This window comes from Streptomyces sp. SID13726 (assembly GCF_010548375.1).
Lineage (GTDB): Bacteria > Actinomycetota > Actinomycetes > Streptomycetales > Streptomycetaceae > Streptomyces.
Genome location: NZ_JAAGLY010000001.1, coordinates 136,025 through 148,224 on the forward strand (window position 1 = coordinate 136,025; position 12,200 = coordinate 148,224).

The 12,200-nt window shown below is 72.2% G+C and carries 12 protein-coding genes; 7 read left to right on the plus strand and 5 right to left on the minus strand.

The genetic code is table 11. The annotated features are described in order from the left end of the window. Positions 1-27: 27 nt before the first annotated feature. From G3I78_RS00560 to G3I78_RS00570, 3 genes are read left to right on the plus strand one after another with little or no spacing between them, the layout of a single operon-like run. Positions 28-624: a DUF5998 family protein gene (locus G3I78_RS00560; RefSeq protein WP_164420707.1), complete on the plus strand. Its 597-nt coding sequence runs from the start codon at positions 28-30 to the stop codon at positions 622-624. Next, entirely contained in the window at positions 624-1,820 is a 1,197-nt protein-coding gene (locus tag G3I78_RS00565) for a nucleotide pyrophosphatase/phosphodiesterase family protein (protein ID WP_164420708.1), read from the plus strand. The genes G3I78_RS00560 and G3I78_RS00565 overlap by 1 nt, the downstream gene beginning before the upstream one ends. 49 nt (positions 1,821-1,869) lie before the next feature. Further along, positions 1,870-2,529, plus strand: a complete 660-nt coding sequence (locus G3I78_RS00570) for a thymidine kinase (protein ID WP_164420709.1) — start codon at positions 1,870-1,872, stop codon at positions 2,527-2,529. Between the two features lie 74 nt (positions 2,530-2,603). On the opposite strand, the gene G3I78_RS00575 is transcribed toward G3I78_RS00570, so the two are convergent. After that, on the minus strand, positions 2,604-3,395 hold the full coding sequence (locus tag G3I78_RS00575) for a VOC family protein (protein ID WP_164420710.1): 792 nt from the start codon (positions 3,393-3,395) through the stop codon (positions 2,604-2,606). 297 nt (positions 3,396-3,692) lie between these two features. Between G3I78_RS00575 and G3I78_RS00580 the strand changes: the two genes are divergently transcribed. Continuing rightward, complete coding sequence (locus tag G3I78_RS00580) at positions 3,693-4,535, plus strand: sulfurtransferase (RefSeq protein ID WP_164420711.1); 843 nt, start codon at positions 3,693-3,695, stop codon at positions 4,533-4,535. A 68-nt stretch (positions 4,536-4,603) separates the two neighbouring features. Here the strand turns inward: G3I78_RS00580 and sepH are convergent, their stop codons facing one another. The 3 genes from sepH to G3I78_RS00595 form a co-directional block, all read right to left on the minus strand. Then, positions 4,604-5,632: a septation protein SepH gene (gene sepH, locus G3I78_RS00585; protein ID WP_164420712.1), complete on the minus strand. Its 1,029-nt coding sequence runs from the start codon at positions 5,630-5,632 to the stop codon at positions 4,604-4,606. A gap of 427 nt (positions 5,633-6,059) precedes the next feature. Further along, on the minus strand, positions 6,060-7,379 hold the full coding sequence (locus tag G3I78_RS00590) for a D-arabinono-1,4-lactone oxidase (RefSeq protein WP_164420713.1): 1,320 nt from the start codon (positions 7,377-7,379) through the stop codon (positions 6,060-6,062). Continuing rightward, on the minus strand, positions 7,339-8,577 hold the full coding sequence (locus tag G3I78_RS00595) for an MFS transporter (protein WP_164420714.1): 1,239 nt from the start codon (positions 8,575-8,577) through the stop codon (positions 7,339-7,341). Before G3I78_RS00595 ends, G3I78_RS00590 begins: the two co-directional genes overlap by 41 nt. Before the next feature lie 355 nt (positions 8,578-8,932). On the opposite strand from G3I78_RS00595, the gene G3I78_RS00600 reads away from it, so the two are divergent. Together G3I78_RS00600 and G3I78_RS00605 are read left to right on the plus strand one after the other, a co-directional pair. Then, entirely contained in the window at positions 8,933-10,060 is a 1,128-nt protein-coding gene (locus tag G3I78_RS00600) for a ferrochelatase (RefSeq protein WP_164420715.1), read from the plus strand. An 8-nt stretch (positions 10,061-10,068) separates the two neighbouring features. Continuing rightward, on the plus strand, positions 10,069-10,884 hold the full coding sequence (locus G3I78_RS00605; protein WP_164420716.1) for an inositol monophosphatase family protein: 816 nt from the start codon (positions 10,069-10,071) through the stop codon (positions 10,882-10,884). A gap of 78 nt (positions 10,885-10,962) precedes the next feature. On the opposite strand, the gene G3I78_RS51015 is transcribed toward G3I78_RS00605, so the two are convergent. After that, positions 10,963-11,127 carry a hypothetical protein gene (locus G3I78_RS51015; protein ID WP_203614038.1) on the minus strand — a complete coding sequence of 55 codons (165 nt, stop codon included), beginning with the start codon at positions 11,125-11,127 and terminating at the stop codon, positions 10,963-10,965. Between the two features lie 413 nt (positions 11,128-11,540). Here G3I78_RS51015 and G3I78_RS00610 point away from each other — a divergent pair, with 413 nt between their 5' ends. Next, entirely contained in the window at positions 11,541-12,194 is a 654-nt protein-coding gene (locus G3I78_RS00610) for a response regulator transcription factor (RefSeq protein ID WP_030605557.1), read from the plus strand. Positions 12,195-12,200 lie beyond the last annotated feature (6 nt).

Sequence of the window (12,200 nt, forward strand, 5' to 3'; positions counted from 1 at the left end):
GCCGCGCAGTCAGCGGGCCACCGTAGGATGGACGTCATGGCCAAGACCAGTACGACGACCCAGGGGCTGCGAGCGGCGATCGAGCGCAGCGGCTACTACCCGGCCCTCGTGGCCGAGGCGGTGGAGGCCGCCGTGGGCGGCGACACCATCAGGTCGTACCTGGTCCACCAGGAGACGACGTTCGACCAGAACGAGGTGCGGCGGCACGTGACCGTGCTCGTCCTCACCGGCAACCGCTTCATCGTCAGCCACACCGACGAGCAGGCCGCCGACAGCACCTCCCCGACGCCGTACGCCACCACCTCCACCGAGTCCGTGAAGCTCGGCCGGATCTCGTCGGTCGTGGTCAGCCGCGTCGTCGCCAACCCGGAGCAGTACCAGCCCGGCACCCTGCCGCGCGAGGTCGTGCTGACCATCGGCTGGGGCGCCGTCTCCCGCATCGACCTGGAGCCCGCCGCCTGCGGCGACCCCAACTGCGAGGCGGACCACGGCTACACCGGCAGCTCCACCGCCGACGACCTCAGCCTGCGCGTCAGCGAGGCCGGGGACGGCCCGGACACCGTGCGCCAGGCGCTCGCCTTCGCGCAGTCCATCTCCGAGGCGACCGCGGACGTCACCCGCTGATGGCGCAGCCGGCCGCCTGGGACCACCCGGAACCCCTCGCCCTCGACACCGCGCCCGTCCCCGAGTACGGCACCGGCTCCCTCGCCGACCTGCTGCCCACCCTGGCCGCCGGCATGGCCGTACCCGGCCTGACCGCCGCGATCCCCGAGCTGACGCCCGCCGACCGGAACTGCGTGTTCCTGATCGACGGTCTCGGCTGGGAGCAGCTGAAGGCGCACCCGGACGAGGCGCCCTTCATGACCTCCCTGCTGGCCAGCTCGCGCGGCGGCACCGGCCGCCCCCTGACCACCGGCTACCCGGCGACCACCGCGACCTCCCTCGCCTCCGTCGGCACCGGCCTGCCGCCCGGCGCCCACGGCCTGCCCGGCTACACCGTGCGCAACCCCGACACCGGCGAGCTGATGAACCAGCTGCGCTGGCAGCCCTGGACCAAGCCGCAGGTCTGGCAGCCGTACCCCACCGTCTTCCAACTCGCCGACCAGGCAGGGGTGCACGCCGCCCAGGTCTCCTCGCCCGTCTTCCAGAACACCCCGCTGACCAAGGTCGCGCTCAGCGGCGGGACGTTCCACGGGCGGGCGGCCGGCGAGGAGCGGGTCGACCTCGCCGCCGAGCAACTGGCCGGCGGGGACCGCTCGTTGGTCTACACGTACTACGCCGAGGTCGACGGCGCGGGCCACCGCTACGGCGTCGACTCCGACACCTGGCGCGGTCAACTGATGTACGTGGACCGGCTGGTGCAGCGCCTCGCCGAGCAACTGCCCCCGAACAGCGCGCTCTACGTCACCGCCGACCACGGCATGGTCGACATCTCCTTCGACGAACAGCACCGCATCGACTTCGACGAGGACTGGGAACTGCGCGCCGGGGTCGCCCTGTTGGGCGGCGAAGGCCGGGCCCGCCACGTCTACGCCGTACCGGGTGCCGCGGGCGACGTGCTGACCTGCTGGCGCGAGGTGCTGGGGGAGCAGTTCTGGGTGGCCTCGCGGGACGAGGCGATCGCGGCGGGCTGGTTCGGGCCGCCGGACCGCTTCGACGGGCGAGTGTACGAGCGGCTCGGCGACGTGATCGCCGCCGCCCGCGACGACGTGCTCATCATCGCCTCCGAGCGGGAGCCGAAGGAGTCGGCGATGGTCGGCAACCACGGCTCGATGACCCCCGCCGAGCAACTGGTCCCGCTGCTCGAAGTACGCTCCTGACGCCGACCCGGCCGCATCTCCCCAGAAACCGAAAGGTGCTCGACTCGCCATGCCCGAGCTGGTGTTCTTCTCCGGAACCATGGACTGTGGGAAGTCGACGCTGGCTCTCCAGATCGAGCACAACCGCTCGGCGCGCGGCCTGACGGGCATGATCTTCACCCGGGACGACCGGGCCGGCGAGGGCAAGCTGTCCTCACGGCTCGGCCTGGTCACCGACGCGGTCGAGGTCGAGGACGGCCAGGACCTGTACGCCTACCTCGTCGACCACCTCTCCCGCGGCGGCCGCGCGGACTACGTGATCGCCGACGAGGCGCAGTTCCTCGCCCCGGAGCAGATCGACCAACTGGCCCGCGTGGTCGACGACCTGGACCTCGACGTCTACGCCTTCGGCATCACCACCGACTTCCGCTCCAAGCTGTTCCCCGGCTCCCAGCGGCTGGTCGAACTGGCCGACCGGGTCGAGGTCCTCCAGGTCGAGGCCCTGTGCTGGTGCGGCGCCCGCGCGACCCACAACGCCCGCACGATAAACGGCGAGATGGTCGTCGAGGGCGCCCAGGTCGTCGTCGGCGACGTCAACCAGGCCGCCGACATCGGCTACGAGGTGCTGTGCCGCCGCCACCACAGCCGCCGGATGACCGCCACCACGGCACGAGCGGCGGCACTCTCCCCGGACGTCCTGCCGGTCCCGTCGGCCGGAGCACGATTCTGACCGGACGCCGTCACGGGCACGGTCGGCAGGGACGCCCCCTTCGGCGACCCGAAACCCTCGGCGACCCGAAACCCTCAGCGTGGATCCTCGATCAGCGAGAACCGTGCCCCCTCCGGATCCGCCACCGTGGCCACGCGGCCGTGTGGGCTGTCGTGGGGTGGGTGGAGGACGTGGCCGCCGAGGTCTGTGAGGAGGTGGGTGGAGGCGGTGGTGTCGGCCACCTGGAAGTAGGTCATCCAGTGGGGGCCGCGGTCGCGGGGGAGGGCGTGGCCGATGCCGTGGAGGCCGGCGACCGGGCGGCCGCCGGCGTGGAGGGTGACGTAGTCGAAGTCGGCGGAGACGACCGGCTCCTCGTCGTAGCCGAAGACCGTCTCGTAGAACTTGGCGACGCCCACCGTCTCGATGGTGAGCAGTTCGTGCCAGGCCGGTGTGCCGGGGACGCCCGCGATCGACGTGCCGAGGTGCGCCGCCGTCTGCCACACGCCGAACACCGCGCCGGAGGGGTCGGAGCCGATCACCAGCCGGCCCGCCTCACCGGCGTCCACGGGGCCCACGCCCACCGTGCCGCCGCACAGCCGTACCGTCTCCGCCGTCAGGTCGATGTCGTCCGAGGCGAGATAGGGCGTCCAGGCGACCGGCAGGTGGCGGTCCGGCGGCAGCTGGCCGATCCCGGCGACCTCCTGGCCGTCGAGCAGGGCCCGGACGTACGGCCCGAGCTGCTGCGGCCCCGGCACGAACTCCCAGCCGAACAGGGACCCGTAGAACTCCTGGGTGGCACCCATCCCGTGCACCATCAGACTCACCCAGCAGGGTGTCCCGGGCGTGTGCCGAGCGGGCGGCGCGGCCGACCCCCTTGCCTCGGTCATCGTCACTCTCTCCTCGGCCCCTCACGGTGGCCGTGTCATGTCCGCGGTCCGGACCTCCGTGCCGATGCTCGCACCACCCGCGGTGCCGCGCGCTCCGGGCGCGCCGCCGCACGGCCTCCCGTGCCCGGAGGGTGCCCGCCGCGCACCGCCCGGTCCGTTGCCGCGCGATGGCCGACGGATGGCGATCGGCTGTACAGCATGTGCCCGTTCCCGTACGCCTCGTGATCGGGACTGTCCGGCCGAGCAGAGTAGCCGGACCCGGGCGATGCGGCCACCCCGTGCGCAAGGATGGTGGCCATGAACGCCATCCTCTCCGCATCCGAACTGGCGAGCGAGCTGGCGGGCCCGAACCCGCCCGTCCTGCTCGACGTCCGCTGGCAGCTGACCACACCCGGCGCACCCTCCTTCGACGGCCGTGCCGCCTACACGGCCGGGCACATCCCGGGCGCGGTCTACGTCGACCTGGACCGGGAGCTGGCCGGCGTGTCCGGCGCCGGCGGCCGGCACCCGCTGCCCGACCTCGCGGAGTTCGGCGCCGCGATGCGCCGGGCGGGTGTCTCCTCGGGCACGCCGGTGGTCGTGTACGACGGCGGACAGGGCTGGGCGGCCGCCCGCGCGTGGTGGCTGCTGCGCTGGACGGGTCACCCGGACGTGCGGGTCCTCGACGGCGGGTTGCCGTCCTGGGAGGGAACTTCCGAGACGGCCGTCCCCACCCCCGCCGAGGGCGACTTCCGGCCCGTTCCCGCCGCGACCGGCCTCCTCGACGCCGACGAGGCCGCCGCGCTGGCCCGCGCGGGGGTCCTGCTGGACGCGCGCGCGGGGGAGCGGTACCGGGGCGAGGTGGAGCCGATCGACCGGGTCGGCGGCCACATCCCGGGCGCCCGGTCCGCGCCCACCGCGGACAACGTCGGCCCGGACGGCCGCTTCCTGCCCGCCGAGGACCTGACCGCCCGCTTCAAGTCCCTCGGCGCGACCGACGGCACCGAGGTCGGCGTCTACTGCGGCTCGGGAGTCTCCGGCGCCCACGAGGTGCTGGCCCTGGCCGTCGCGGGCATCCCGGCGGCCCTGTACGTCGGCTCCTGGTCGGAGTGGTCCTCGGACCCGGACCGGCCGGTCGCCGTCGGCCCCGACCCGCAGTGACTCCCGCAAGGCGTACGACGGGAAAGGGCCGCACTCGACGAGCGCGGCCCTGATCCTCGTACGACGGACTACTCCTGCTTCTTCCTGCGCGTACCGAACACGATCTCGTCCCAGCTCGGTACCGCCGCTCTGCGGCCCGGACGGACGCCGTCCGCCTCGGCCTGGCGGTCGGTGGCGCCGATCAGGCGGTCGCGGTGGCTGGCCACCGAACGCGGCATGAGGACATCCGCGTAGGCGGAACCGGCCGAGGCCGCGGGAGCGGGCGGCTCCTCCACCTCGGGCTCCGGCGCGGGCGGTTCCTCGGCGGTCGCCGTCTCGGACGGCCGCTCCGGTACGACCATGTCGCCCCGGAAGCTCGGTACGGCCTCCAACAGGCTGGTCAGCGAGTCGCGTTCGGCGACGGCCTCCTCGGCGGGCTCGGCCGGTGGCAGACTCGGCCGGTCGAGCGCGCGGTCCAGCGGCCGGTCGCGCGGCAGCCGGGCGATACGCGGCACGAACGGAAAGCTGGGCTCCGGCGCCGCGAGGTCCTCGGACTCGCCGATCAGCGAGCGCGCCTCCTCGTCGACGGCCTGGACGAGCCGCCGGGGCGGGTCGTAGGTCCAGCTCGCCGAGTGCGGTTCGCCCGCCACGCGGTAGACGAGCAGGACCTCCCAGGTGCCGTCGTCACGGCGCCACGAGTCCCACTGGACGGTGTCCTTCTCGGCGCCGCGCAGCAGCAGCCGCTCCTGGACGGCCTCGCCGAGCTGCGGTCCGGCGTTCTCGCCGGGCCGGCGGACCGGGGTCTTGCGGGCTCGTTCGGCCATGAAGGCGCGCTCGGCGAGCACGGGGCCCTCGAAGCGCCGTACACGGTCTACGGGGATACCTGCGAGCTGGGCTACCTCTTCCGCGGTGGCACCCGCGCGTATACGCGCCTGGATGTCGCGGGGACGGAGATGGCTTTCGACCTCGATCTCGATCTGACCGAGGCGGGGACGGTCGCCGCGCACAGCCGCGCGCAGTCGCTCGTCGATCGGAAGCGTGTACTCCGTTGAGTCGGCAGCCTTCAGCACCAGCCGTGTGCCGTCATTCGAGACGGCCACGACACGCAGTTCGGGCATGGGGACCTCCCGGGTGGTGCCTGCCGACGTCACGTGCGTCGCTGCTTCCGCTAGTCGAGTGTGGCCTGCCCGGGTGCAGCCTGCCACAACCTTGCCGAGTTGCCCGGCGTGTCGGGCACGGGCCCGGGAACGCCGTTATGGCACGGTTACCTATTCGCAACGCTAAGTGACCAACTCCGTCACCCTGAGCAACTAGCCCCCTCCTGGCGCCCCTTGAAGGCCACGGACGCCCTGGCGGGAGACCGGGCCCAGGGCTCGCAACAGTACTCCATTTGGGCCACGTGCGTGGATTGCCGCGCCACTCAACTTCGTTCAAGAAACGGCGTCCGACCGTCCGTTGAGCGGTTCTCGCGATCTTGGACGTGGCGTACTTCACGGAATCGCCGGAAACGGAACTATCGGCTTCGTACGACCGCCTCCTGGCCGGCTACGCCCCCAACACCCTGCGCAGATAGTCGTTCTGGAAGCGCCGGTCGGGATCGAGCCGGTCCCGCAGCGCGGTGAACTCGCCGAACCGCGGGTAGACCCCGTCGAAGTACTCCGCGTCGCGCGTGTGCACCTTGCCCCAGTGCGGGCGCCCCTCGTGCGCGGTGAAGATCCGCTCGGCGGCCGTGAAGTACGCCTGGTACGGCGTCCCCTTGACCATGTGGACGGCGATGTACGCGGTGTCGCGGCCCGACGCGGTGGAGAGCGTGATGTCGTCGGCGGGCGCGGTGCGCACCTCGACGGGGAAGCTGACCCGCAGGCCGGAGCGTTCGACCGTGCGCTTCAACTCACGCAGTGTCTCGACGACTGCCTCGCGCGGGACGGCGTACTCCATCTCCACGAACCGCACCCGGCGCGGCGATGTGAAGACCTTGTACGGGATGTCGGTGTAGGTCCGCGCGGACAGCGCCTTGCTGGAGATCCGCGCGATCGAGGGGATGGTGCCCGGCGCCGCGCGGCCCACCCACTGTGCCACCTGGAAGACGCCGTTGGAGAGGAACTCGTCCTCGATCCAGCCCTTCACCTGCGGTACCGGCTTCTCGGGGCCCGCGCTGCGGTTGTTGCGCTTGGTGTTGGTGGAGCCGGTGTGCGGGAACCAGTAGAACTCGAAGTGCTCGTTCTCGGCCCAGAGTTCGTCGAACGCGCCGGTGACCTTGTCGAAGCTCATGGGCTCCTCGCGGGCCGTGAGCAGGAAGATCGGCTCCACCGCGAAGGTGATCGCGGTGACGATGCCGAGCGCGCCCAGGCCGATCCGCGCTGCCGCGAAGACCTCGGGGTTCTCCTTCTCGGAGCAGCTGAGCACCGAGCCGTCGGCGGTCACCAGCTCAAGACCCCGGATCTGGGCGGCGATCGAGGCCGACTCGCGGCCCGTGCCGTGGGTGCCGGTGCTGGTGGCCCCGGAGACCGTCTGCTCCATGATGTCGCCCATGTTGGTGAGCGACAGCCCCTCGCGCGCGAGAGCCATGTTGAGCCTCTTGAGCGGGGTGCCCGCCTCCACCGTGACAGTCATGTTGTCCCGGTCAATGTTGCGGATACCGGTCAACAGTTGAGGGCGGATCAACACACCGTCGGTGGCCGCGATGGCCGTGAAGGAGTGCCCGGTGCCGACGGCCTTCACCTTCAGACCGTCCTCGGCGGCCCTCCGTACGGCAGCCGCCAGCTCGTCCACCGAGGCGGGCGTGACCTCCCGCGCGGGACGGGAGGCGACATTGCCGCCCCAGTTACGCCACGTGCCGTTCTTCCCGCTCGCTGTGCTGCTCAACGGTGCCTCCCCGACCCGGCGCCGGTCTGCTGAGCCGGCGGTACCCCAGGAAACCGACCGCGACCGCGACGGCCCCGGACACCGCCGGGACCCCGTACCCGGCCCGCGCACCGGCCGCGTCGATGACCCAGCCGGCGATGGAGGAGCCGAGCGCGACGCCGACCGCGAGCCCGGTGCTGATCCAGGTCATGCCCTCGGTCAGTTGTGCGCGTGGTACGTGCTGCTCGATCAGGGACATCGTCGTGATCATCGTGGGAGCGATGGACAGGCCCGCTACGAACAGCGCCACGGCCAGAAACGGCAAGTTTCCGACCAGTAGGAGGGGGATCATACTCACGGCCATCGCACATATGCCCAGCAGCCAGCGGGACTCGGGTGCTCCCTTGAAGTGCAGCAGCCCGAAGACGAGGCCCGCGACGCAGGAGCCCGCCGCGTAGAGCGCGAGCACCAGGCTCGCCGCGCTCTTGTGCCCCTGCTCGTCGGCGAAGGCCACGGTGACCACGTCGACCGCGCCGAAGATCGCGCCGGTCGCCACGAAGGTGGCCACCAGGACCTGGAGACCGGCGGAGCGCAGCGCGGTACGGCCGCCGTGGTGCTCACGCGGGTGCGGGGCGGGTTCGGTGGCCCGCTGCTCGGTCAGCCAGAAGACCCCGACCGCCAGGAAGCAGGCGGCGAGCAGCGGCCCGGCCTCCGGGAACCAGGCGGTGGACAGCCCGATGGAGATGATCGGCCCGAAGATGAAGCAGACCTCGTCGACGACCGACTCGAAGGAGTACGCGGTGTGCAGCTGCGGGGTGTCCCGGTACAGGGCGGCCCATCGCGCGCGGACCATCGCGCCGAGGCTCGGCACGCACCCGATGCCGGCGCTGAAGACGAACAGCGTCCAGTCCGGCCAGGAGTAGTGCGCGGCGAGCAGCAGTCCGGCCGCCGCCACGAGCGAGGCCAGCGTCGCCGGGCGCAGCACCCGCCGCTGGCCGTGCAGGTCCACCAGCCGGGAGACCTGGGGCCCCGCGACCGCCGCGGCGAGCGCGATGGTGGCGGACAGGGCGCCCGCCAGGCCGTAGCGCCCGGTGAGCTGGGAGACCATCGTCACCACGCCGATGCCCATCATCGACAGCGGCATCCGGCCGAGGAACCCCGCGGCGGAGAAGCCCTTGGAGCCGGGGGCGGCGAACAGGGCGCGGTAGGGGCTGGGCACGGGGTCTCCGGTCGGACGGGGCAGCTTCGGGCAGGGCGACTTCGGGCAGGGGCGGCTTCGAACAGGGGCGGCCGAGGAGGCCGGCGGTGGGGTAAGGCGTGAAGGCAGCTCATACAGCTTACGAGTGACGTGGCCCTGACGCACCCGTCCGGACCAGCCCGGCCGCGGGAAGGACGGGCTGCGGGAAGGGCCCGCCGCGGAGAGCGCGGGCCGCAGCGAGGGCGGCCCGGAACGCCGGACGGAGGAGCAGGGCGACGTGCGGGCGGCGGGCCGCAAGGCCGGAGCGACGGGCCGGGAACCCGCGTGGTCACCCCGCCGTTTCCCGGCTGTCAGTACCGGATGACAGGATCGACCCATGCGAGACGCGCTCGACGCCACCCCCTACGACGCCCTGCTCCTGCTCTCGTTCGGAGGCCCCGAGGGCCCGGACGACGTGGTCCCGTTCCTGGAGAACGTGACGCGCGGGCGCGGCATCCCCAAGGAACGCCTGAAGGAAGTCGGCCAGCACTACTTTCTGTTCGGCGGGGTCAGCCCCATCAACGACCAGAACCGCGCCCTGCTGGACGCCCTGCGCAAGGACTTCGCCGAGCACGGCCTGGACCTGCCGATCTACTGGGGCAACCGCAACTGGGCGCCCTACCTCACGGACACCCTGCGCGAGATGGTCGCCGACGGCCACCGCCGCGTCCTGGTCCTCGCCACCAGCGCTTACGCCTCCTACTCGGGCTGCCGCCAGTACCGCGAGAACCTCGCCGACTCGCTGGCCGCCCTGGAGGCCGAGGGCCTGGAGCTGCCGAGGGTCGACAAGCTGCGGCACTACTTCAACCACCCCGGCTTCCTGGAGCCCATGATCGACGGGGTGCTCGCCTCCCTCGCCGAGCTCCCCGAGGACGTCCGGGACGGCGCCCACATCGCCTTCTCGACCCACTCGATCCCGGACGCGTCCGCGGACACCTCGGGCCCGGTGGAGGGCCACGGCGAGGGCGGGGCGTACGTCGCGCAGCACCTGGAGGTGTCCCGGCTGATCGCCGAGGCCGTCCGCGAGCGCACCGGCGTCGACCACCCCTGGCAGCTCGTCTACCAGTCGCGCTCCGGCGCCCCGCACATCCCCTGGCTGGAGCCCGACATCTGCGACCACCTGGAGGAGCGCCACGAGTCCGGCGTCCCGGCCGTGGTGATCGCGCCCGTCGGCTTCGTCTCCGACCACATGGAGGTCCTCTACGACCTCGACACCGAGGCCAAGGCCAAGGCCGAGGAGCTGGGACTGCCGATGCGCCGCTCCGCGACCGTCGGCGACGACCCGCGGTTCGCCGCCGCGGTCCGCGACCTGGTCCTGGAGCGCGCCTCCGTCGAGCGCGGCCAGGAGGTCACGCCCTGCGCCCTGGGCGCCCTCGGGGCCGACCACGACGTCTGCCCGATCGGCTGCTGCCCGGCCCGCGCCGCCAAGCCCGCCGCCGCGGGCGTCGACAGCCCGTACGCGTGAGGAGCGCCGTGACCGACCCCCTGCACGCGGAACTGCTCCGGCTGGCCCAGGAGGCGGCCCGGCGCGCCGGCACCCTGCTGCGGGACGGCCGCCCGGCCGACCTCGAGGTCGCCAGGACCAAGTCCAGCCCCATCGACGTGGTCACCGAGATGGACATCGCGGCCGAGAAGCTGATCACCGACCTGATCTCCGAGCACCGCCCGGACGACGGCTTCCTCGGCGAGGAGGGCGCCGCCACCGAGGGCACGAGCGGTGTCCGCTGGGTGATCGACCCGCTCGACGGCACCGTCAACTACCTCTACGGACTGCCCACCTGGTCCGTCTCCATCGCCGCCGAGCAGGACGGCGAGACCGTGGTCGGGGTCGTGGCGGCCCCGATGCGCGGCGAGACGTACCACGCGGTCCGCGGCGAGGGCGCCTGGGCCACCGGCGCCTGGGAGGGCGAGCGCCGGCTGACCTGCCGCCCGTCCCCGCCCCTGGACCAGGCCCTGGTCTCCACGGGCTTCAACTACGTCACCAAGGTCCGCACCCACCAGGCCGAGGTCGCCCAGCGGCTGATCCCGCTCCTGCGCGACATCCGCCGGGGCGGCTCGGCGGCGGTCGACCTCTGCGACCTCGCCGCGGGCCGCCTCGACGGCTACTACGAACGCGGCCTCAACGCCTGGGACTACGGCGCGGGCGCGCTGATCGCCCGCGAGTCCGGCGCCCTGACCGGCGGCCGCCCCGGAGAGCCCCCGAACCCGGCCCTCACGGTCGCGGCGACCCCGGGCGTCTTCGGCCCCCTCCAGCGGCTCCTGGAGGACTTCGGGGCCTGGCACGACTGAGACCCCGTACGGCGACGACGAACCCCCGGTGCTGGATTCACCGGGGGTTCGTCGTCGTGCCGAAAAGTCGATCAGACGCTACGCGTTGACCTCCACACCGTGCTCGGCGGCGAGGCGGCGCAGGTCGTCGAGTTCGCCCTGCTCCACCTCGACGAGGAAGTCGTCGCCCTCGTTGCGAGCCCGCGTCAGGTCGGACTCGGTCGTCCTTATGCGCTGCAGAAGTCCTGCGGTGAATGCGTCCATGCTGCGCCCCCTCGTCCTGGGTCGTGGGTCGATGGCACGGGGGTGTGCCGTTCGGAAGGGGCGATCACGTCTCCTGCGGGTGCCCAGCGCTGCCCTGCCGGGCGGCGACGGTGCCGGACACCCACGCCCGCTCCGCACAAACGGATCGTGTCGTGCCGCATGGTGGTACGGCACGTGCAGAGCGTGATCGCGGGGTGTAAAGCCGTCCTCCCCCCGCTCCCTTCGACGGAAACCTCAACCACGAGAGAAAATCCCGCATTCCCGCTCTCATACCTGTCTTTCAGTCGCCCCTCACCCGCCTTACAGCCGACTTATGGCCGAAAAGGGCAGGATGGAGGCCAACACTCACCCACACCCCTGCCCGTGCGTGCCCGAGGTGCGCTACGCGGGTGGACAGCGGAAGGACAAGCGACGTGCGCGTACTCGTCGTCGAGGACGAGCAGCTGCTCGCCGATGCGGTGGCCACCGGACTGCGCCGGGAGGCCATGGCCGTCGACGTCGTGTACGACGGTGCGGCCGCCCTGGAGCGCATCGGCGTCAACGACTACGACGTGGTCGTCCTCGACCGCGACCTCCCCCTCGTCCACGGCGACGACGTCTGCCGCAAGATCGTCGAGCTCGGCATGCCCACGCGCGTGCTGATGCTCACGGCCTCCGGCGACGTCAGCGACCGCGTCGAGGGCCTGGAGATCGGCGCCGACGACTACCTGCCCAAGCCCTTCGCGTTCAGCGAGCTGACGGCACGCGTGCGTGCCCTCGGGCGGCGCACCAGCGTGCCGCTGCCGCCGGTCCTGGAGCGCGCCGGGATCAAGCTCGACCCCAACCGCCGCGAGGTCTTCCGCGACGGCAAGGAGGTCCAGCTCGCCCCGAAGGAGTTCGCCGTCCTGGAGGTGCTGATGCGCTCCGAGGGCGCCGTCGTCTCCGCGGAGCAGCTCCTGGAGAAGGCGTGGGACGAGAACACCGACCCGTTCACCAACGTCGTGCGGGTGACCGTGATGACCCTGCGCCGCAAGCTGGGCGAACCCGCGGTGATCGTGACCGTCCCCGGCTCGGGCTACCGGATCTGATACCCC